At 66.8% G+C, this 20246-nt stretch carries 19 protein-coding genes and 1 pseudogene; 7 read left to right on the forward strand and 13 right to left on the reverse strand.

Going from position 1 to position 20246, the window contains the following annotated elements:
- The first annotated feature begins 297 nt into the window (after positions 1-297).
- The gene (locus tag BST28156_RS27570; protein ID WP_174903873.1) at positions 298-690 is read left to right on the forward strand and encodes a hypothetical protein; all 393 of its coding nucleotides are present in this window, start codon (positions 298-300) and stop codon (positions 688-690) included.
- Here the strand turns inward: BST28156_RS27570 and BST28156_RS27575 are convergent.
- Entirely contained in the window at positions 684-2780 is a 2097-nt protein-coding gene (locus BST28156_RS27575) for a hypothetical protein (protein ID WP_174903874.1), read from the reverse strand. The two genes, BST28156_RS27570 and BST28156_RS27575, sit on opposite strands and share 7 nt — an antisense overlap.
- 271 nt (positions 2781-3051) lie before the next feature.
- On the opposite strand from BST28156_RS27575, the gene BST28156_RS27580 reads away from it, so the two are divergent.
- The 4 genes from BST28156_RS27580 to BST28156_RS27595 all read left to right on the forward strand — a co-directional run bounded on the left by BST28156_RS27580 (position 3052) and on the right by BST28156_RS27595 (position 4922).
- A complete protein-coding gene (locus BST28156_RS27580) occupies positions 3052-3291 on the forward strand; it encodes a type II toxin-antitoxin system Phd/YefM family antitoxin (protein WP_105769670.1) in 240 nt (79 codons plus the stop codon).
- Positions 3288-3683 carry a type II toxin-antitoxin system VapC family toxin gene (locus BST28156_RS27585; RefSeq protein WP_009688937.1) on the forward strand — a complete coding sequence of 132 codons (396 nt, stop codon included), beginning with the start codon at positions 3288-3290 and terminating at the stop codon, positions 3681-3683. Before BST28156_RS27580 ends, BST28156_RS27585 begins: the two co-directional genes overlap by 4 nt.
- 343 nt (positions 3684-4026) lie before the next feature.
- Entirely contained in the window at positions 4027-4611 is a 585-nt protein-coding gene (locus BST28156_RS27590) for a nucleotidyltransferase family protein (protein WP_174903875.1), read from the forward strand.
- Between the two features lie 164 nt (positions 4612-4775).
- A complete protein-coding gene (locus BST28156_RS27595) occupies positions 4776-4922 on the forward strand; it encodes a hypothetical protein (protein WP_174903876.1) in 147 nt (48 codons plus the stop codon).
- Between the two features lie 67 nt (positions 4923-4989).
- On the opposite strand, the gene BST28156_RS27600 is transcribed toward BST28156_RS27595, so the two are convergent.
- The 8 genes from BST28156_RS27600 to panE all read right to left on the reverse strand — a co-directional run bounded on the left by BST28156_RS27600 (position 4990) and on the right by panE (position 14323).
- Entirely contained in the window at positions 4990-5763 is a 774-nt protein-coding gene (locus tag BST28156_RS27600; RefSeq protein ID WP_174903877.1) for an SDR family oxidoreductase, read from the reverse strand.
- On the reverse strand, positions 5760-7307 hold the full coding sequence (locus BST28156_RS27605) for an FGGY-family carbohydrate kinase (protein ID WP_174903878.1): 1548 nt from the start codon (positions 7305-7307) through the stop codon (positions 5760-5762). The genes BST28156_RS27600 and BST28156_RS27605 overlap by 4 nt, the downstream gene beginning before the upstream one ends.
- Positions 7308-7336: 29 nt before the next feature.
- Positions 7337-8425: an alcohol dehydrogenase catalytic domain-containing protein gene (locus tag BST28156_RS27610; RefSeq protein WP_174903879.1), complete on the reverse strand. Its 1089-nt coding sequence runs from the start codon at positions 8423-8425 to the stop codon at positions 7337-7339.
- Between the two features lie 53 nt (positions 8426-8478).
- Positions 8479-9498: an ABC transporter permease gene (locus tag BST28156_RS27615; protein WP_174903880.1), complete on the reverse strand. Its 1020-nt coding sequence runs from the start codon at positions 9496-9498 to the stop codon at positions 8479-8481.
- Positions 9485-11005: a sugar ABC transporter ATP-binding protein gene (locus BST28156_RS27620; protein WP_174903881.1), complete on the reverse strand. Its 1521-nt coding sequence runs from the start codon at positions 11003-11005 to the stop codon at positions 9485-9487. The genes BST28156_RS27615 and BST28156_RS27620 overlap by 14 nt, the downstream gene beginning before the upstream one ends.
- Before the next feature lie 62 nt (positions 11006-11067).
- Positions 11068-12018: a substrate-binding domain-containing protein gene (locus tag BST28156_RS27625; RefSeq protein WP_174903882.1), complete on the reverse strand. Its 951-nt coding sequence runs from the start codon at positions 12016-12018 to the stop codon at positions 11068-11070.
- Positions 12019-12139: 121 nt separating this feature from the next.
- Positions 12140-13099 carry an AraC family transcriptional regulator gene (locus tag BST28156_RS27630; RefSeq protein WP_174903883.1) on the reverse strand — a complete coding sequence of 320 codons (960 nt, stop codon included), beginning with the start codon at positions 13097-13099 and terminating at the stop codon, positions 12140-12142.
- Between the two features lie 276 nt (positions 13100-13375).
- Entirely contained in the window at positions 13376-14323 is a 948-nt protein-coding gene (gene panE / locus BST28156_RS27635; protein WP_174903884.1) for a 2-dehydropantoate 2-reductase, read from the reverse strand.
- Between the two features lie 250 nt (positions 14324-14573).
- On the opposite strand from panE, the gene BST28156_RS27640 reads away from it, so the two are divergent.
- A complete protein-coding gene (locus BST28156_RS27640) occupies positions 14574-16127 on the forward strand; it encodes a methyl-accepting chemotaxis protein (RefSeq protein WP_174903885.1) in 1554 nt (517 codons plus the stop codon).
- A gap of 34 nt (positions 16128-16161) precedes the next feature.
- On the opposite strand, the gene BST28156_RS27645 is transcribed toward BST28156_RS27640, so the two are convergent.
- Complete coding sequence (locus tag BST28156_RS27645; protein WP_174903886.1) at positions 16162-16860, reverse strand: LuxR C-terminal-related transcriptional regulator; 699 nt, start codon at positions 16858-16860, stop codon at positions 16162-16164.
- A 372-nt stretch (positions 16861-17232) separates the two neighbouring features.
- On the opposite strand from BST28156_RS27645, the gene BST28156_RS27650 reads away from it, so the two are divergent.
- Positions 17233-17721 carry a hypothetical protein gene (locus tag BST28156_RS27650; protein WP_040131284.1) on the forward strand — a complete coding sequence of 163 codons (489 nt, stop codon included), beginning with the start codon at positions 17233-17235 and terminating at the stop codon, positions 17719-17721.
- 42 nt (positions 17722-17763) lie between these two features.
- On the opposite strand, the gene BST28156_RS27655 is transcribed toward BST28156_RS27650, so the two are convergent.
- The 3 genes and pseudogenes from BST28156_RS27655 to BST28156_RS27665 form a co-directional block, all read right to left on the reverse strand.
- Positions 17764-19125, reverse strand: a complete 1362-nt coding sequence (locus BST28156_RS27655; protein WP_174903887.1) for a sigma-54 dependent transcriptional regulator — start codon at positions 19123-19125, stop codon at positions 17764-17766.
- Positions 19126-19288: 163 nt separating this feature from the next.
- A complete protein-coding gene (locus BST28156_RS27660) occupies positions 19289-19873 on the reverse strand; it encodes a hypothetical protein (protein ID WP_060241374.1) in 585 nt (194 codons plus the stop codon).
- Positions 19874-20027: 154 nt separating this feature from the next.
- Positions 20028-20246: pseudogene (locus BST28156_RS27665) on the reverse strand (chemotaxis protein CheA); the annotation flags it as partial.

Here is a 20246-nt window from a genome sequence, read left to right on the forward strand (position 1 = left end):
CGCCGCCTGCATCGGTGGATGGGCAACACAATTTCGCGGTTGATAAAAGCAGGCGCCCCCGGGAGCTATTGAATCGCGCGCCTTGGCGAAAAATCCTATATCGGGCGTCAGCCGAAAACTTTCACAAAATCACCGCAATTTTTTGAAAACCGGCAGCGTCGCGCGACGGAACAATCGAGTGCCTTCAGGCGGGTAATCCGGGCTTTTCCAGACAGACCCGACACTGCGGCGACATCACCGTGCACCGTCGGTGTCGTCCGGACGACAGTCCCGTTTTTCACGCAGGTCCGACCGCTCATGAACGAAATCATTCGCCGTCTCCAGACGACCCGGAGCATACCCGCGGATTGCCTGGCGGCCATCGACATCTCGACATCGCCCGGCCGCCACGCCGCTTTCGATGTATTGGCTCGCAATGTCGCGCTGTCGTTCCTCGACAGCAGGTTCACCCTTCCCGTCGGCTTCGATCTGATGCAGCAACTGGTGAGACTGTCGAATTTCGACTTGTCGACCTATACGTGGGATATATTCGAAGCTTTTGCGTGCGGCGCCTATCGCACCGACTTCTATCCCGTCGACCTGGATCCTGCAGTCCAGCATACGATTCCACGCCTGAGGAAGATCCTGGATCTTCGCTGCGGCAGTTTACTCGCCCGCCATATCCGCCTCGCCGATGCCAACGCTCAATGAGCACCGGCCGCTTTCTCCGCAACCGGGATATAACCCGAATAGCCCGCCATGTAGGTTCTCCAGCCAGCATTCGTGTAGCTGACGACCTGGTCCTTCGGGATCGTGATGCGCACACAGGCCAATCCGACATCCTCCGCGATCGGGGAACCCGCCGCCGTCGCGGCCGCTGCGTCGGCGGCGCCCGCTGCACCGATGTCGGTCGCACGGCCCCCGTTGTTGCCAGTCGGCACTCCGTCGGACACCTTCGTCTTGTCACCGGATTTCGCAGCCTGGCCGACTACCTGCTTAAGCGCTCGATTCCGCTGATCAAGCAACGGCTGATCGCAACCATATGCCCGTTTGCGCAACATTGCGTCGGCCGCCGGAAGCGCGAGCACCAGCGTCTGGACAGTCACATTCGCAGCCTCTGCCCGAGGCGCGGATGGATTTGCGACGGCTGGAGCGGTTGCGGGGACGCCAGGCGATTTATCGTCCCGTACAACCCGTGACTGCATGTGCCCGCCGTCCGCCGCCCCTTCGGTCGTCGCGCCGACCGAAACGGACGGCTCGGCACGAAGTACTAGTTCGACCACCATCGACGACCCCAGGCGATTGACGATATTTACATCGGTCAACGTAATCGCGCCGTCCTTGCCGGCCGCACACCGTACGCCGAATGGTGCCAACGTCGCGCATTGCTGACCGGACAACGCCATGCTCGACGCATGCCGGTTGCCGAAACCCAGCATCGCTACGAGCATGCGGGGAAACAGCAGCGGATTCTGTACGATGATCGGAACCGACACGAACGAAAAAAGTGCTGCAAGCGCACACAATCCGGTGCGCATCTTCCAGCCACGCGACGCAAACGCACCCCAGTTCATCACGCTCAGCAGCGCCATGGTCAGTAACAGTGTCTGCGCGCTTTCCCTGTTACCGTTCAGGAAAGCCACAAGGTCTGCAAAGATCAGCACGCACAGCGACAGGATCGCGAATGCAGCCGCCGTACATAGCTTAGCCGCTACGAGCTTCGGTACGCCGTTGCGATACGATGCCGCCGATGTCGGCATCGCGCGCGCCGGGAGCCCGACCTGCGCGATCCTGCGCTTACGATATGACCAGCCCTGCCGAAGCATCCATACAGCAAAGACCGCGGCACACACGATCGTGACGGGCAACGACTTGCCCGTCACGATCCGTTTGAAATCGACAAGCGCAATCAACCACGAAACGACTGCGACCACGAGAACGAACGCACCTATCGCGCGAATGGCATGCAGCGTTGCTCGCATCATGCGTTTCGGTATGCTACGCGGCCCGCTCGCCGGGATACGCAGCAAGCGGTGCACGAGCCATACCAGCGCCGCGCCGACTGCGCTTGCCGCGGCGGCAGCCCAGGACGGTGTACTGATCCACTCGATGCAGGTTCGCACGCTCGGCGCCAGCTGCGAAAATGCGTAAGCGATCGGCTGCGCGCGCGCCGTTGCCCCGGCGCTCGTGTCGATCCGCTCGTTGCCGAAATACGCGACGCACTGCAACGCGCCGAGAACCACCGCGCCGAATAGCAGCACACTTGATAACACTCGCGTCAGCCGGCTGTCGACAAACGACCCGTCGGCGAGCAACAACCCGATCAATCCGCCATAAGTCGCGATATAGGCCACGACAGTCAGCCAGGCCAGCACCGGGCTGGCCCATGACACGAACGGATTCGCCAGTACGTCCGTCCAGATCAGCACCGTCAGGACCGTTGCGATCACGATGAAACGCCCGCGCACCAGGCGATCGCGCATCTGCTGATTCTGCGTGAGCGGCCCCATCTGGCCAAAGGCAACCACGTGCGTATCCTCGTAGAACCGATCGAGCACGAAGCGGGCAGCAAAGCCCGCCAACAGCGAATACGCGCCAAACACACCAATCAACCCGATTTCGACAATGAAGGTAGCGATCAGAGTGCCTGTAAGTTCGGTCAGCGTGCAATCCGGAACCTGGTCAAGGCTCAACGAGTACAGCAGCAATGGCACGCCACCGAGCACCAGCACCATCAGCGACAGAAGCGTAAAGGGATGCCCATCAGCGATTTCATCAAATCGGTCGCGTATCGTTTTCATGATTGTCTGTTTGTCGTCTGAGACCGCCCTTCCCCTCTCTCAGTCAGGGTGCGACATCCAGGCAGCCGAAGCGGGCATTCTACCCAACGTGGATTGCGACTCACCCTGGCGCAGCGCGCACTGACGCGCGCAACCGCCCTCCACAGCGCACCCGCTCATCCACCGTTGCGCCGCTGGCAATCGATGAATCAAGTCGCTCAACTCAATCGGTCCTTGCACCGATTCAATACAGCCCATAAAATGACCATCGTCAAATGACCATGCTCATATCATGATGCCGCACGCTCCCGTTTCGAAATCCGAATTCAAGGCTCGCGCACTCGAATACTTTCGGCTCGTCGAAGCGTCGGGCGAAAGCCTGATCGTTACCGATCACGGCAAGCCGACGCTCGAAATCCGGCCGTATCGCTCGAGCGAATCCCAGCCGTTGGATATATTGCGCGGCTCGGTCATGCGCTACGACAATCCCATCGATCCGATTGCGGAAGAGGATTGGGAGGCGTCGCGGTGATCGTGCTGGATACGCATGCATTGGTATGGTGGGTGGCGGGCGACCCTTCGCTCAGCAAGAAAGCGAGAAGCGCGATCGATCGCGCGCGCAGCGAGGGGACGCTGGCCGCATCCGCGATCTCTGCGTGGGAAATCGCGATGCTGGTGCGCAACGACCGACTCGCGCTGACGATGGACGTCGACGCATGGCTCGCCACCGTCGCGCAGATCGACGGCATGCGCTTCGTTCCAGTCGATGCCGACATCGCCGCGAAATCCACCGCGCTGCCCGGCACGTTCCACAAGGATCCGGCCGACCGCATGATCGTCGCGACGGCGCGGCGGCTCGGCGCGCCGCTCGTCACGCGCGACGAGAAAATCCGCGCATACGCGCACGTCAAGACGCTCTGGTAATCCCGGCACCGCCCTGCCGCAAAAACGGCGAGACGCCCTCTCCCCGACTCGGGCATATTGGTGATTCGTCCGATCAAATCGATCGTCAACAGCCGGCCGCGCGCGACGGAGCTTCGCGAATTACTCGTCGGAATGGTGGCATTGGTCGTTCGGCGACCGCTATTGGGCCGTGATGCGCGAGGAATCACACGCCGTTTACGGCCCCGTCGAGGAAAACCGTCTCTACGAACACGCATCGTGACGAACTTTCCGACATGACGGGCGCGGTTCGGTAACATCCTCACTTGCCGATCCCCGTCCGCTCCCGCACAATCGCGGCACCAGCCTCACTCCCCCCGCGCCGATGTCCTATGCGTCACTCGCCACCGGCGTTCTCCTTGCCGGCGGCCTTGGTCAACGCTTCGACCCGAGCGGCCTGCACAGCAAGCTGCTCGCGCTGCTCCCCGACGGCACGCCGGTCGCGGTCGCGGCCGCCCGCCATCTGGCGGCCGCCACGGCCGACGTGATCGCCGTCGTGCGTCCCGGCGCCGAAAAGCTCGCGATCCTGCTGAACGAAGCCGGCTGCCAGGTCGTCTACGCGCCCGACGCAGTGCGCGGCATGGGCGCGAGCCTCGCGGCCGGCGTGCGCGCCACGCCCGACGCGAACGGCTGGCTCGTCGCGCTCGGCGACATGCCGTGGATCGCATCGCCCACCTACGAAGCAGTAACGCGCGCGCTCGAAACCGACAACGCGTCGATCGTCGCGCCCGCCTATCGCGGCAAACGTGGCCACCCGGTCGGCTTCGCCGCGCACCACTACGATGCATTGGCCGCGCTCGACGGCGATACGGGGGCGCGAGCGCTATTCGCGAGTGCACCAGTGCAATTGCTCGACGTCGACGATCCCGGCATCCTGCGCGACGTCGATACGCCGGCCGATTTGCGCTGAGCGCGCGGCCGGCGCGAAACCGGGGAACGACGACCGCATGCTCACGGAAATCGCCGCTCACGCATCCGGCGCGGCAAGAATCCCGCTGCAAACGCGTGCCCGATTGCCTATAACGGAGACGAGGCGGCACCGCCGTGCCGCCGCCACGCTCACGCGAGTCCGTCATGACCGACCACACGACCCCGATGCCGGAGCCCCCGGCCGACCCGAACCGCGATCCGGAAGACGATCCGCTGTCGCCCCCGTCACCCGGTCATCATCACGACAGCCCGCAGCAGCCGGATGGGCCGCCGAACAAGGATCCGGTCTAGCGGGACGCAGCCGTCACCGGCTTGCGCCCCTGATTTCCCGGCGAACATCGACTGCGCGCCAAAGCGGCTATCGCGCCGTATATCCGCCATCGATCGGCAACGACGCGCCGCTGATCATCGACGCCGCATCGCTCAGCAGGAACAGGATCGGCGCGACCACCTCGTCGGGCTCCGCGAATCGTCCCAGCGGAATCGACGCCAGCATCGGCGCGCGTTTCTCCGGCTCGCTCCACGCGAACTGCGCCATCGGCGTGAGCGTGACGGTCGGGTTCACGCTGTTCACGCGAATCCCGTGCGGCCCGAGCTCGATGCACAGCACGCGCGTGATCGCATCCATCGCCGCCTTCGACGCGCAATAGCTCAGATGCGCGGGCAAGCCGACGAGCGCGGCCTGACTCGATACGTTGACGATGCTGCCGCCTGCACGCTCACCGCCGCTGCCGCGACCGCCGCCGCCGTCGCGCGCGATCATCTTCCGCGCGACGGATCGTGCGACCAGCGCCGCGCCGCGCGCATTCACGGCCATGACCCGATCGAAGCTTGCCGCGCTGATTTCGAGCGACGGCTCGAGCGACGCGACGCCCGCGCAATTGACGAGCCCGTCGAACGCGGCCTGTGCCGCGAGTGCGGTATCGATCGCCTGCTCGTCGCCGCCGAGATCGACGCGCAGCGTATCGCACCCGGTCTCGCCGGCGAGCGCATCGAGCGCGGCCGCGTCGCGCGCCGCCGCGACGACCTGTGCACCCGCCTGCGCCAACGCGACCGCGCAAGCACGCCCGATCCCGCTCGATGCGCCCGTGACGAGCACCCGTGAACCGTCGAAATCGAATCGCGTCTTCATGATGGTGTCTGCAGCCCGTGCATGATCGGCCGGAGTGCCGGATACGACGATGTGTAGAGCTCGAAGCGCGCCGCATACAGGCCTGCGCGCGCGGGATCGGGGCGCGCGCGCTCGACCAGCGTGACCCAGCCGCCCTGCGCATCCTGCCTCGACACGAGCCCGGCCCCGACCGCCGCCAGCAGCGCGGCGCCCATCGCGGCTTCGACGTCCTCTTCGATCGTCCACACCGGAAAACCTGTCACGTCCGCGATGATCTGCATCCACAGCGCGGAGTGCGCGGCACCGCCGACGACGATCAAGCGGTCGTCGAGCACGGCCGCGCCGCGGCGGCCGGCCTCGATGTTGTGTCGAAGCGCGAACGCGACGCCTTCGAGCACCGCGCGATACAGGTGCGCCCGCGTATGCGCGAGGCTCAGCCCGACGAACGCGCCGCTCGCCTTCGCGTCCCACACCGGACTGCGTTCGCCCATCAGATACGGCAGGAACAGCACGCCGTCCGCGCCAGCCGGCACGCGCGCGGCCGCTTCCTCGAGCAGCACGTGCGGATCGCCGTGCGGCAACGCACGCGCCGCATCGATCTCCGCGCGGCAAAACTGGTCGCGAAACCATGCGACCGATGCGCCGGCCGTAATCGCGCCGCCGAACACATACAGGTCGCGCTGCCCGTCGAACACGTGCGGCATGCTGACGAGCCCGTGACGCGCATCGACGTGCTGGCTCACGTAGCCCCAGCACATGCTGGTGCCGATCATCGCGACGTGCTGCCCGGTGCGCGTCGCGCCGGCCGCGAACGTCGCGACGGCCGCATCGACGCCGCCCGCGACGATCGGCGTGCCGGCGAGCAGCCCAAGCCGTTCGGTCCACTGCGACAGCAGCCCGCCGACGATCTCCGTCGAATCGACGAGCCGCTCCGGCATCATCGTCGCCGGAATGCCGAGCATGTCGAGCGCGTCGTCCGACCACTCGCGACGCGCGACGTCGTACACGCCGCCGAGGTTGCCGGCCGAGCTGTGATCGACCGCGACCTCGCCGGTCAGCAGGTAGATCACGTACGCGTTCGGCGGCAGGAAATAACGCACGTTCGCCCATGCCTCCGGTCGCTGTTCGCGCAGCCACAGCATCTTCGTGAAGCCGTAGTAGCTGTCCACGCCGTTGCCCGTGATCGCGCGCAGCCGCCCGACGTTCACGTTCCCGTTCACCCAGTCGACTTCCGCGGTCGCGCGCCGGTCCATCCAGATCAGGCACGGATGGATCGGCCGCATCTCGCTGTCGACCGGAACGCCCGAGCCGCCGTACAGGCTGCTCACGCATACCGCGCGGATCGCGTCGGCCGGCACGCCCTGCGCGCGCGCATCGTCGACACAGCCGGCGATGCAGTCGAGCACCGCGTCGAACCACACCTGCGGCCATTGCTCGGCCCACAGCGGGCGCGGCGTATCGGGCCGATAGCCGGCCGAGCGCCGCGCAACGATCGTGCCGTGCCGGTCGACGAGCAGCGCCTTGGTGCTCTGCGTGCCGATGTCGACGCCAATAACGTATTCCATGATGTCTCCGGTAAGGCGCACGTCGGCCGTCAGCGGGCCGGCTTCAGCAGTACCTTGATCGATTCGGGCGATTTCGCGACGCGGATCGCGTCGTCCCAGTCCTCCAGCGCGAAACCGTGCGTGACGATACCCTTCGACGTGACGAGCCCGCGCGCGAGCAGGTCGATCGCCACCGGATAACAGTAAGGGCCCAGATGCGCGCCGCGCACGTCGAGTTCCTTGCGATCGCCGATGATCGACCAGTCGGCGGTCGTGTCCTCGCCGAACACGCTGAATTCGACGAAGCGCCCGAGCTTGCGGATCAGGTCGAGCCCCTGGTTCACGCCGACCGGCGCGCCGGTCGTTTCGATGTAGACGTCGCAGCCGTAGCCGTCGGTGAGCGCGCGAACGATCTCGCGCGCATCGTCGTGCTTCGGGTTGATCGTCACGTCGGCGCCGTACTCGCGCGCGAGCGCGAGCCGCTCGTCGATCAGGTCGATCACGACGAGCTTCTTCGGCGTCTTCAGGTGGGCGACCTGCGTCATCATCAGCCCGAGCGGCCCGGCGCCCGCGATCACGACGACGTCGTCGAGCTGAAGGTCGCCGCGGTTCACCGTATGGATCGCGCACGACAACGGTTCGATGATTGCAGCATCCTCGAGCGATACGCCAAGCGGAATCTTGTGGACGATCGCGGTCGGCGGAATGCGCATGTATTCGGCCATCCCGCCGTCGGCCACCTCGCGCTGGAAGCCGAAGATGTTGTGCACCTCGCACATCCAGTACTGGCCGGACTTGCAGTAGCGGCACTTGCCGCACGGCACGATCTGCTCGGCGATCACGCGATCGCCGGGCGCGACGCCGAAGTGTTCGGCCGCGCCGTCGCCGAGCACCTCGACGTAGCCGAAGAATTCATGGCCGGGAATCACGGGCGCCTTCACCCACGGATTCGGGCCGCCCCAGAACATCTTCGCGCCCGTATAGCACTTGCAGTCGCTCGCACAGATCCCGCACGCGGCGATGCGGATCACGAGCTCGTTCGAGCCCGCGCGCGGCTTCTCGACCTGTTCGACGCGATAGTCCTCGGGGCCGTGGCAGACGACCGCGGTCATCCGCGGCGGGGCTTCGGGTGTCGTCATGAGTTGTCTCGTTCGTTGAAGATGAAAAATTCGTCCTGCGTCGGGCAGGTCCGCTATCGCGCCCGCTCGCGACTGATATAAATCGCGAGCAGAATGATTCCGCCCTTGATCACGTTCTGCACGTAGGGATTCACGCCGATCATGTTCAGCCCGTTGTTGAGCACGCCGAGCAGCAGCGCACCGACCAGCGTGCCGAGAATCGCCCCGCGGCCGCCCGAGATCGACGTGCCGCCCATCACGACGGCCGCGATCGCGTCGAGCTCGAAACCGACGCCCGCGTTCGGCTGGCCGCTCATCAGCCGGCCGGTGAGCACGATCGCGGCGAGCGCCGACGTCACGCCGGCCAGCGTGTAGACAATCAGCTTCACGCGCGCGACGCGCACGCCGGTGAGGCGTGTCGCCTGCTCGTTGCCGCCGATCGCATAGACATAGCGGCCGAACGGCATGCGCTCAAGCAGCAGCCACGCGATCACATAGACCACCAGCATGATGAGCACCGGCGCCTGGATGCCGAGCACCTTGCCGCTGCCGAAGAACGCGACCCAGTCGGGCAGCCCGTCGATCGGATAGCCGCCCGTGTAGATCAGCGCGAGACCGCGCGCGATGCCCATCGTCGCGAGCGTGACGATGATCGGCGGCATTCCGGCGAACGCGACGAACACGCCGTTCAGGAAGCCGAACCCGAAGCCGACCGCGATGCCGATCGCGAGCGCGGCGACCGCGTTGACGCCCGCGACCATCAGCCCGGCCGCGAGCGTGCCCGACAGCGCCATCACCGAGCCGACCGACAGGTCGATCCCGCCGGTCAGGATCACGCAAGTCATGCCGACCGCGATGATCGCGTTGATCGACACCTGCCGCAGCACGTTTTCCAGGTTCGCAGCCGACAGGAAGCCCGGGCTCGCGATCATCATCGCGATGCATACGACGACGAGGCCGACGAGCGGATAGAACAGCGTCGAGCGCCGCAACTGGGTCCATATCGCGCGGGGCGGCGGTGCGTCGCCGTTGCCGGCGGCGGCCGCGAGCGTCGTGGAAGGCGTGGAAGAGGAAGGAGAATCAGGCAGTTTCATGGGCCGCTCCTCGCGTGCCGGCAGTGGCATAGGTCATGACCGCGTCGGGATCGATCTCGTCGCCGGCGAGCGTCGCCTCGATGCGGCCTTGCCGGAACACGGCGACGCGATCGCACATGCCGACGATTTCCGGCAGCTCGGACGAGATCATGATGATGGCGTAGCCGCGTGCGGTGAGTTCGCGCATCAGCCCGTAGATTTCCGCTTTCGCGCCGACGTCGATGCCGCGCGTCGGCTCGTCGAAGATCAGCACCGTGGCGTGATGATTGAGCCAGCGCGCGATCACGACCTTCTGCTGATTGCCGCCGGAGAGCGTCGCGACTTCGGTGTGGATCGACGGCGCCTTCACGCCGACGCGCCGCATCACGTCGTGCGTCGTGCGCGCCTCGCCGCGGCGGTCGATCAGCCAGCGCATCGACCGGTACTTGCCGAGGTTGTTCAACGAGATGTTGTCGCGGATCGAGAACGACGTGACGAGCCCTTCCGTCTTGCGGCTTTCCGGCAGGATGCCGATGCCCGCGCGCAGCGCGTCGGCCGGATCCTTCAGCTTCGCGGCGGTGCCGCGCACGCGCACATCCTTGCGGTGCGCGCGCATCGCGCCGATCACCGCGAGCGCGGTTTCGGTGCGGCCGGAGCCGACCAGTCCGGCGAACCCGAGGATCTCGCCCGCATGCAGCGCGAAACGGTTCACGGGGCCGTCGCGTTCGATCTGCAGTTCCGCGACCTCCAGCACCCGCTGCGCATCGGCCGCGCGTGCGGGCTTCGGCGGGAAACTGCTCTCGATCCGCCGCCCGACCATCATCCGCACCAGCTGCTCGACGTCGGTGCGCGCGACGTCGGTGGTCGCGACGTACTGGCCGTCGCGCAGCACCGTGATGCGGTCGCACACCGCGAAGATTTCGTCGAGGTGGTGCGAGATGAAGATCATCGCCACACCCTGCCGCTTCAGCTCGCGCATGATCGCGAACAGGTGTTCGGCCTCGGCCGGCGTGAGCGTCGCGGTCGGCTCGTCGAGAATCAGCAGGCGCGCGTCGAGCGACAACGCCTTGCCGATCTCGACGAACTGCTGCTGCGCGACCGACAGCGTGCCGATCGGCGCATCGAGATCGATCGACACGCCGAGCCGAGCGAACAGGCCGGCGGCCGTGCGCCGCATCCGCGCGCGGTCGCGCAAGCCCCAGCGTCCGCGCAGCTCGCGACCGAGAAACAGGTTGTCGACCGCGTCGAGGTGCGGGATCAGGCTGAATTCCTGAAACACGATGCCGACGCCTGCCGCCACCGCGTCGTGATAGTTCGCGAAATGGCGCACGACGCCGTCGATCTCGATCGTGCCGGCATCCGGCTGATGAATACCGCACAGGATCTTCATCAGCGTCGACTTGCCCGCGCCGTTCTCGCCAAGCAGCGCATGGATCTCGCCGCGGGCGATGTCCAGATCAATATCCGACAGCGCTTTCACGCCCGGAAAGCTTTTCGTGATGTGGCTGAGCCTGAGTATCGTGTCCATCGGTCTCTCCGTCCGAAGGGTGTCGGCCGGGCCGCCGCCCTTCGCGCCGCGTCGCAGGTCGTTCACCAGCTGAAGCCCTTCGCATTGCTGCGGTCGACGACCTTCACGTCGACCGGGATTGCCTTCGGCACCGTCGCGCCCCACTTGCGCGCGATCGCGATGCCGAGCGCGATGCGCACCTGGTCGGCCGGGAATTGCGCGGTCGTCTCGATGAACTTCGAATTCGGCTTCTGGATCGCGGCGATCGCCTCGGGCGCGCCGTCGACGCTCGTCAGCCTGATGTCCTTGCCGGAGCCCTCGATCGCGGCGAGCGCGCCCATCGCGCCGCCGTCGTTGACGCTGAAGATGCCCTTCAGCTTCGGGTGCGCGGAGATCATGTTCTCGGTCACCGACAGTGCGGTCGCGCGCTCCTGCTTGCCGTTCTGCGTGTCGACGAGCTTCACGTTCGGGTATTTCGCGAGCCCGGCCTTGCAGCCGCGCACGCGCTCGAGAATCGGCACGACCGGGATGCCGTCGAGGATCGCGACTTCGCCGCTGCCGCCGATCGCCTTCGCAAGGTAGTCGCACGACATCACGCCCGCGTCGTAGTTCTTCGAGCCGACGAACGAATCGACGGGGCCGTTCGCGTTCGCGTCGACGGCCACGACCACCGCGCCCGCCTTCTTCGCCTGCGTGATCGCGGACTGGATGCCGGTCGAGTCGGTCGGGTTCACGAGCAGGATGTCGATCTTCTTCTGCAGCATGTCCTCGACGTCGCCGACCTGCTTGCTGACGTCATGATGCGCGTCGGTAACAACGACCTGCGCGCCGATCGACGCAGCCGCGTCGTTCAGCGCCTTCTGCATCGTCACGAAATACGGGTTGTTCAGTTCCTGAAACGTCATGCCGATGCGCAGCGGCGCGGCCTGCGCGACCGGTGCGGCGGCAAGCAGCAAAGCCGCGGCGGCGAGCGCGGTGCAGGTCGCGATTCGGGCGGCACGGCGGGGCGATGAGGCGGGCAATGCGTGTGTCATGACGGCGTCTCCAGTTATGTGTACGGCTTTTTCGCGGTTGAGCAAGCCCCTCGCGTCGTGAGCGGCGCGATCGGCGGGTTGAAACGGCAGGGAAAGATCAGGCCGGGCGGTAGCCCCGCGATCATCCGGGCTGCGGGGCGAGTTCGGGCACGCCGGGCGTCACCACGCGCGGAGGGCGCGGATTGCCGGTCGGCGCGGCATGCAGCGCCAGCTCGCGGCTGCACGCGTTCAGGCGCTGCAGCGCGCGAAATTCGGACGGCGTCATCCCCTTCACCGCGCGAAACTGGCGGTTGAAGTTCGACACGTTGTTGAAGCCCGACTGGAAGCAGATATCGGTGATGTTCGCGTCGTCGGCGAGCAGCATCTGGCACGCGGCCTCGATTCGCAGCCGGTTCACGTACTGCACGAACGGCAAGCCGGTATGGCGATGGAACGCGCGCGAGAACGCGCTGACGCTCTGCCCGCTCAGCTGCGCGAGCTCGGATTCGCGCAGCTCGGACGCGAGGTTCTTGCCGATGTACGACAGCGCGTGGCTGAGCCGTGTAGGCGTGACGTCGGCCTGGTCGTACGCGGGACTCGCGAGCAGCGTGCGCTCGGCCGCCACGCAGAGCCGTTCGAGGATCGTCATGAACAGCGCGATGCGGCGCATCCTGCGCGCCGTCAGCAATTCGTCGAACAGCGGCGCGATCGCGGCACTCGTCGCCGCATCGAAGCCGACGCCGCGCCGCGCATCGTCGAGCAGCGCCTGCGCGTCGCGGCATTCGGGAAACGCGTCCATGCAGCGGCGCACGAACTCGCGATCGAACTGGATCACCAGGTTGCGGCGCTCGACGGTTTCGCCTGCGGCCATGTCGCTGACCCAGTTGTGCGGCAGGTTCGGGCCGAGCAGCACGAGATGGCCTGGGCCGAACGAGCCGATGTGGTCGCCGACGAAGTACTTGCCGTGCGTCGCGACGATCAGGTGCAGTTCAAACTCGGGATGGAAGTGCCAGCGGATCGTGCGATACGGGTAGCCGTGCGACCAGACCTTGAACGACTCGTCGCGTCGCACTTCGACCACTTCCAGATCGGGGTGCATCATCGTTGGCGTCTCCATTCCGATGTCTCGCTGGCCGGCCTGTTCGGCTGTTCGCTCGTCCGCCGCCGGATTTCACCTGTTTTGCGCGGCGACGCGGACCGGTCGCATGGGAAACAATGTAGGTCGGTCGCGCGCGCGACTCCACCAACTTTACGCCTGATTTTCGATACTTTTTTGCGTATTCCGGCCGGGAATGGCGCCCGGCGGAAAATTTGTGCAATGCAGAAAGCGGCGCGGCGTCCGCCGTCATGACCGGACGCCCGTCGCTCCTCGCGGCGCTCACGCGGCCGAACTTTCCCGCGCGACGCGCGCTTCGTAAGTCTTCAGATGGTTGTACGCGATCCGCAGCAGCGACAGCGCGTCGCCCGCCTGCGGATCGCGGCGCGCGAGCAAATCGCCGAGCACGTGATCGGCCTCCACGCGCGCCCGGTTCTCGACGTCGCGCAGCATCGACGCGGTCAGCGGCGACGGCGTCAGCACCATCCGCTGCATCCGCTCGATCGCGACGGGGTCGGGCCGGTAGCCGTTGTGCGCGGCGATCGCGCTGCATTCGTCGAGCATCGTCTCGAGCAGGCGGCGACCGTCCGGCGCCGCGAGAATGTCGCCCACCGAGCCGCGGAACAGCGACGTGCTCGCGGCGAGCGTCGCAAGAAACACCCACTTGTCCCACATCCGCGCGGCAATGTCGTCGCTGAGCGTCGCATCGAAGCCCGCGCCGCCGAGCACGCCGGCCAGCGCGCGCACGCGCGGCGACTCGCCGCCCGCGAGTTCGCCGAAGGTCACGCCGTGCGTGTCGTTCAGGTGCACGATGCGCTGCTCGCGATCGAGCGTCGCCGCGATCACGCACAGCCCGCCGAGCACCTGCGCGGCGCCGAAGCGCTCGCGCAGCACGTCAAGATGACGCATGCCGTTCAGCATCGGCAGGATCAGCGTCTGCGGCCCGACGAACGGCGCGAACGACGCAATCGCATCATCGAGGCTGTATGCCTTGCAGCTCAGCAGCACGAGGTCGAACGGCGCGACGCCGGCGCCCGCGTCACCCGCGCGCACGGTCTGCACGTCCTTCAGCGTCAGATCGCCGCGCGGACTGCGGATCACGAGCCCGTCGCGGGCCAGCGCCGCCGCGCGTGCTTCGCGCACGAGAAACGTCACGTCGCGCCCCGCCGCCGCAAGCCGGCCGCCAAAGTACCCGCCGACCGCGCCGGCGCCCACTACCAGAATTCGCATCGTTGCCTCCTTTCGGCTTGGTTCGGCGCACCCGATCGGGCCAGTAGCGCCAGTTCGTCGACAGTATAGCGATCCGCTTTATGTATATGCATAGATAACCTTGCGCGCGTCGACGGCTTTCGCGCCGCGCATCCGGTCGCCCGGTCGACTAAGGGATTTCCCGCCTGCGGCCGCGATCGTTGCGCGCCGTCAAACACTTATCCCGTCACGCCGTTACGGCGAGCCTGTTCGACCGACCGACCCTATCACCATGCGCACTCTTACCCTGAATCAGAAACTCGCCTCGATGATCGTCATCCTGTGGCTCGGCCTGCTCGTGATCGCCGGGCTCGGCGCATGGCAGACACGCGCGTCGATGATCGACAGCCGCCGCGACCAGCTCGCGTCGCTGGTCGAGCAGGCGACCAACGTCGCCGACCGCTACTACAAGCTGTCGCAGCAGAATGCGATGTCCGAGGCCGATGCGAAGCAGAAGGCGCTGGACGCGATCGCCGCGATGCGTTACGGCACGGACGGCTATATCTCGATCAACGATTCGAAGCCGGTGATCGTGATGCATCCGATCAAGACCGAGCTGAACGGCAAGGACGTGTCGAATTTCGCGGACCCGAACGGCAAGCACCTGTTCGTCGAGATCGTGAAGGCCGGCAACGCGGCGGGCGGCAAGGGCTTCGTCGAATATCTGTGGCCGAAGCCGGGCGCCGACAAGCCGCAGGACAAGACCAGCGCCGTGCAGCGTTTCGCGCCGTGGGACTGGTATCTGGTCACCGGCATGTACATGGACGACGTGCGCGCGGCCGTGCTCGCGAGCATCGGCCGCTGGCTCGCGATGACGGCCGTGCTCGGTGCGCTCGCGACCGTCGTGATGGTGCTCGTGCTGAAGAGCGTGCGCGCGAACCTCGGCGGCGAACTCGAGACTGCGCTCGATGCCGCGCAGCGCATCGCGCAGGGCGACCTGACCGCGCGCGTCGACGTGAAGCACGACGATCGCGGCAGCCTGATGCACGCGCTGCACACGATGCAGGGCGGCCTGATCGACATGGTGTCGCGCGTGCGGGCCGGCACCGAGAACATCAACGTCGGCGCGAGCGAGATCGCGTCCGGCAACACCGACCTGTCGCAGCGCACCGAGGAACAGGCGGCCGCGCTCGTGCAGACGGCGTCGAGCATGGACCAGATGACCGCGAACGTGAAGCAGAACGCGGACAGCGCCGCGCAGGCCGCGTCGCTCGCGGGTCAGGCCGCGCAGGTGGCCACGCGCGGCAGCGCGGTCGTCGACGACGTGGTGCGCACGATGAACGAGATTACCGACCGCTCGCACAAGATCGGCGACATCATCGGCGTGATCGACGGCATCGCGTTCCAGACCAATATCCTCGCGCTGAATGCGGCCGTCGAAGCCGCGCGCGCGGGCGAACAGGGCCGCGGCTTCGCGGTGGTGGCGGCCGAGGTGCGCTCGCTCGCGCAACGCTCGGCGACGGCCGCGAAGGAGATCAAGTCGCTGATCGTGTCGTCGAACGAGACCGTCGAGCACGGCGCGACGCTCGTTACGCATGCGGGCGAGACGATGGCGGAGATCGTGCAGTCGGTGCGCCGCGTCAACGAGATCCTCGACGAGATCAGCCACGCGTCGCGCGAGCAAAGCGCCGGCATCGAGCAGGTCAATCGGGCGGTGGGCGAGATGGATCAGGTCACGCAGCAGAACGCCGCGCTCGTCGAGCAGGCCGCGGCCGCCGCGCATTCGCTGCGCGACCAGGCCGAGGCGCTGCGCGATGCGGTCACGCGCTTCGCGCTGCCGGCCTGACCGATCCGGTTCGGCGGTGCACCGCCGCCGCGCCTCACTCGTCGAGCCGCGCCACGTGGCGCGCGTTCGCCCGCGCGCTGCCGGAGCGAACGGGCACGAGCCCCAGCCCGAGCCCCGCCGCATGCTGGACCAGCTCGACGTCGTTGTTGACGCCGAGCTTCTTCATCGCGCTGATCTTCTGCGCGCTGACCGTCTGCTTGCCCTTGTTGAGCCGCTCCGCGATCGTCTTGATCGGAATGCCGGCCAGATAGAGCCGGATCACCTCGATTTCGCGCGCCGACAGCTTCGTGGGCTCGCCTTCGCAGGACGACTCGATCGCGCGCCTGACGAGCGGCGACAGATAGCACCCGCCGCTGTAGCCCGAATGGATCGCAGTGACGATATGGCCGACTTCGTCGAACTTGCTGACGATGCTCACGCCGCCATACGCGAGAATCGAGCGCAGGATCACCGGGCTTTCGTCCGCGACCAGCGCGACGATCCCGACGTCCGGACGCGTGCGGCGCAGCCATTCGAACAGCGCGATGCCGTCGAAACGCCGGTCGCCGCGCATCGAATAGTCGGCAAGCACGACGTCGCAGTCGACGACGCCGAACGACGCGACCAGTTCGGGCGTCGTCGAATAGACGCCGACCAGTTCGATCGCGGACCCGCTGGCCGCGATATGTTCCATGCCGGCCAGCGTCAACGGCCAGTCATATGCGAAAACGGTGCGAACACTGAATTTCCCCATGCGCAGTCCCATGTGTTGCGCCGGGCGCGGGCTGAAAACGCGCACGCCCGGCAGGATTGGTGCCGAATCGGTTTTCAGGCTATTTTTAGCCCGGTAGTCATTCTATGAAGCTGTTCGCGGCCGCGATATCGGACGAGCACGCGATCGGCGCGCCAGGACGTAATACGAGTTTGATATTTGCGCCGGTTCGATCGGACGACGGCGTCCGGCATCGTCCGGTCGGCCGACGATAGGTGCGACGACGGGCCGGCCGGCGGATCAGCAGGTAAAATTGCGGCCTTTGCATGCCATTCCGGGCAACCGGCGGCGGGCAGCCGGCGCAAGCGCGCGCGGTGCCCGGCTGCGCGGCCGCCCGCTCACGCCGCTTCATCCATGACCGAATCCGATCTCCCATCCGACGACACCCGCATCCACGAAGACGGCCTCTGGCGCGACAACGGCTGGACCGCCCGCATCATCAAGAACGAGGACGACGACGGCTGGGCCGTCGAAATGATCAAGGACGGCGAAGCCGAGCCCGCGCTGGTCGGACCGTGGACGATGGGCCGCGACAAGAAGAACCCGAAGCCGATGGACGCGAACGCGTTCCGCACGCTCGTGAAGACCGCGACCGAGGTGCTGATGCGGCACGAGCAGCAGCGGCGCGCGATGCTGCACAAGCAGGTGACGGTGTGGGCCGGCGAACAGGAAGTGTCGGTGACGCTCGACATCGTGCCCGACGAAATCGAGCCGTACGCCGAACTCAAGGCGTTCGACCCGTACGGCGAACTGCTCGCCGACGCGAAGGTGTCGGCCGCGTTCAAGCTCAACAAGGCGAGCGCCGGCCGCTGGGTCGAATCGGGATTCGCGCGGCCGGCCTGACGCCCGTTCATGCGCAGGGCGGCCCCGCAGCGGCCGCGCGCGTCAGCCGTGCAGCCCGTGCGCGGTCATCAGGCGGTACAGCGTCGCACGTGAAATGCCGAGTTCCGCCGCGACGTCCGCGTGCTGGTGGCGATGGCGCATCAGCGTTTCCTCGATCGCGCGCCGCTCGGCCTGCCGGCGTGCTTCGGCGAGCGTCTGCGGCTGGCGCGACGTGTACTGGTTCAGCTCCAGGTCGGCGGCCGAGATCATCGGGCCGTTCGTCATCACGACCGCGAACCGGATCCGGTTGATCAGCTCGCGCACGTTGCCGGGCCATCCGTAGTTGTGGATTGCCTCGACCGCGCAAGGCATGAAGCCGCGAATCCGGTGCGCACTGTCGCCGCGATACCGCTGCAGCACATGATCGGCGAGCAGCATGATGTCGCGGCCGCGCGTGCGCAGCGGCGGCTCGTCGATGCGCAGCACGCACAGGCGGTAATAGAGATCGGCGCGGAACCGCCCTGCCCGCATCGCCGCGTCGAGATCGACATGGGTCGCCGACACGATCCGCACGTCCACCGGAATCGACGCGTGCGCGCCGAGCCGCTCGATCGTCCCCTCCTGCAGGAAGCGCAGCAGGCTCGCCTGGCTCTCGAACGGCATGTCGCCGATTTCGTCGAGGAACAGCGTGCCGCCGTGCGCGGCCTCGATGCGGCCGATCTTGCGCTGATGCGCGCCGGTAAACGCACCGCGCTCGTAGCCGAACAGTTCCGCCTGCAGCAGCGTCGACGGAATGGCCGCGCAGTTGACCGCGACGAACGGTGCGTCGGCGCGCGCCGAGTGCTGGTGGATCGCCGCGGCCGTCAGCTCCTTGCCGGTGCCGGATTCGCCGGCGACGAACACGGTCGCGTCGGTGTTCGCGACCTTGCGGATCGTCGCGAACAGCCGGCGCATCGCGTCGCATGCACCGATCATCGCGCCGCCGGGCGGCACGGCATCCTCGGCCGGATCGCTTTCCGACAGCTTCAGCATCCCGTACGCATGTCCGACGAGATAGCCGATCGTCGTGTAGGCCGTCGCGTTGCGCACATAGTCGAAACAGCATTGCCGGACCAGCCGGCAGATGGCGGCCTCCTTCAGACGTTCGTCGTCGGCCAGCGCGACCCAGCCGACCCGCGGATCGCGCAGCAGCGCCTCGAAGGCCGCGACGTCGGGCGACGCGAAGCTGCCGAAGTCGACGACGCCCGCATACAGGCGGTTCGCGCGAACGAGATTCAGTGCGTCCGCAACGGTTCTGGCGCGCCACACTTCCCAGCCGCGCGCGGCGAGGCACTCGACGAGCCCCGGGTCGTGACGCTGCGACAGATAGACGAGCGACCGCGACGGCGCCGCCTGGTTGCGCCGCACGGCGACGAACGGCGGCATGCACGCGTCGCCTTCGGCGTCCTGCGGACCGGACAGTCTGATCGAACAGCAATGGTTCACGATGACCTCGCCGCGTGTCGTAATCGGGAAGGCCGGCTGCGCTGGGTGCGCGGGCTCGTAGTCCCGCCGCGCGACGCCGGCATGTCCGCGGATTGAAGGCTCGCTATCGACAGAAGATGACGCGCTGCGTGTAGACCTGCGGCTCGACGACAGGCTGCGCGGACCGGTTGATGTCATGCTGGTAAGCCCGGTAGGTCTTGCCGTTCACCGTCACTTCGTCGGCGCGCGCGGTCTCGATGGCGTTGAGCCCGGCGCGCTGCCAGTCGCTCACCGTGCTCGACGCCGACACGCTCGATTCGCCTGCGATTCGCTGCGTAATCGCGCCGCTGTCGGCCCACGGCTGCGTCTGCATGTCTTCGGCATGCTGCATCGCGCCGATCGTCTTGCCCGTCGGAGCAGGCCCGTTCTGCGCATCGAACGGCGCGCCGCGTCCGTAGACCGGCGATTGCCAGGACGGCGCGTGGCCGGCCTCGGGCACCATGTAGATCACCTGCGGATCGCCGACCATCATCATCGGCATGCATGCGGTGTTGTCCGCGCGGTTGAGCGTCGTCAGTGCCTGCTGAACGCTCGCGGCATTCGCGAGGGTCTGTTCGCTCAGGATGACAAAGACCGCCGGGTTCTGAAAAACCGCCTGCGCAGCGGCTTGCGCGCTATACAGCAGCAGAGCGACCAAAAAGATCCTCATGATTGAGGCCTCCTTGCATCCTCGTCAGGCAAAAAGAGGTGTTGACCTCGGGGATGGGACCAACACCCGTCAAACCGGAACGATCGTCGTGCGGCAGGTCCGGGGGAAGCCCGTGCGACCGGCATGCCGGTCGCACGGAGACCGGACCCGCTGCTTACGACGACGTGCTCGTCGACACGGCCACCGGAATCGGCGCGGCCGGCACCGCAGGTGCGGCCTGCTGGTCGACCGCAGCCGGCGCTGCGTCCTTCGCCGGATCGGACACGGCCGGCATGTCGGCGGCCTGGGCCGCCGGTGCGGGCGCGGGTTCGGCTGCGACCGGCGTATCGGCGGCGGGCGGCGCGGCTTCCGGCGCCGGTGCGGCGGCGGCCTG

The sequence above is a fragment of the Burkholderia pseudomultivorans genome (genome assembly GCF_902499075.1).
Classification (GTDB): Bacteria; Pseudomonadota; Gammaproteobacteria; order Burkholderiales; family Burkholderiaceae; genus Burkholderia; species Burkholderia pseudomultivorans.

Coding starts and splice junctions, on each gene's coding strand:
- BST28156_RS27570 (WP_174903873.1), top strand. CDS start 298: ATGAACGAAATCATTCGCCGTCTCCAGACGACCCGGAGCATACCCGCG.
- BST28156_RS27575 (WP_174903874.1), bottom strand. CDS start 2,780: ATGAAAACGATACGCGACCGATTTGATGAAATCGCTGATGGGCATCCC.
- BST28156_RS27580 (WP_105769670.1), top strand. CDS start 3,052: ATGATGCCGCACGCTCCCGTTTCGAAATCCGAATTCAAGGCTCGCGCA.
- BST28156_RS27590 (WP_174903875.1), top strand. CDS start 4,027: ATGTCCTATGCGTCACTCGCCACCGGCGTTCTCCTTGCCGGCGGCCTT.
- BST28156_RS27595 (WP_174903876.1), top strand. CDS start 4,776: ATGACCGACCACACGACCCCGATGCCGGAGCCCCCGGCCGACCCGAAC.
- BST28156_RS27600 (WP_174903877.1), bottom strand. CDS start 5,763: ATGAAGACGCGATTCGATTTCGACGGTTCACGGGTGCTCGTCACGGGC.
- BST28156_RS27605 (WP_174903878.1), bottom strand. CDS start 7,307: ATGGAATACGTTATTGGCGTCGACATCGGCACGCAGAGCACCAAGGCG.
- BST28156_RS27610 (WP_174903879.1), bottom strand. CDS start 8,425: ATGACGACACCCGAAGCCCCGCCGCGGATGACCGCGGTCGTCTGCCAC.
- BST28156_RS27615 (WP_174903880.1), bottom strand. CDS start 9,498: ATGAAACTGCCTGATTCTCCTTCCTCTTCCACGCCTTCCACGACGCTC.
- BST28156_RS27620 (WP_174903881.1), bottom strand. CDS start 11,005: ATGGACACGATACTCAGGCTCAGCCACATCACGAAAAGCTTTCCGGGC.
- BST28156_RS27625 (WP_174903882.1), bottom strand. CDS start 12,018: ATGACACACGCATTGCCCGCCTCATCGCCCCGCCGTGCCGCCCGAATC.
- BST28156_RS27630 (WP_174903883.1), bottom strand. CDS start 13,099: ATGATGCACCCCGATCTGGAAGTGGTCGAAGTGCGACGCGACGAGTCG.
- panE (WP_174903884.1), bottom strand. CDS start 14,323: ATGCGAATTCTGGTAGTGGGCGCCGGCGCGGTCGGCGGGTACTTTGGC.
- BST28156_RS27640 (WP_174903885.1), top strand. CDS start 14,574: ATGCGCACTCTTACCCTGAATCAGAAACTCGCCTCGATGATCGTCATC.
- BST28156_RS27645 (WP_174903886.1), bottom strand. CDS start 16,860: ATGGGGAAATTCAGTGTTCGCACCGTTTTCGCATATGACTGGCCGTTG.
- BST28156_RS27650 (WP_040131284.1), top strand. CDS start 17,233: ATGACCGAATCCGATCTCCCATCCGACGACACCCGCATCCACGAAGAC.
- BST28156_RS27655 (WP_174903887.1), bottom strand. CDS start 19,125: ATGCCGCCGTTCGTCGCCGTGCGGCGCAACCAGGCGGCGCCGTCGCGG.
- BST28156_RS27660 (WP_060241374.1), bottom strand. CDS start 19,873: ATGAGGATCTTTTTGGTCGCTCTGCTGCTGTATAGCGCGCAAGCCGCT.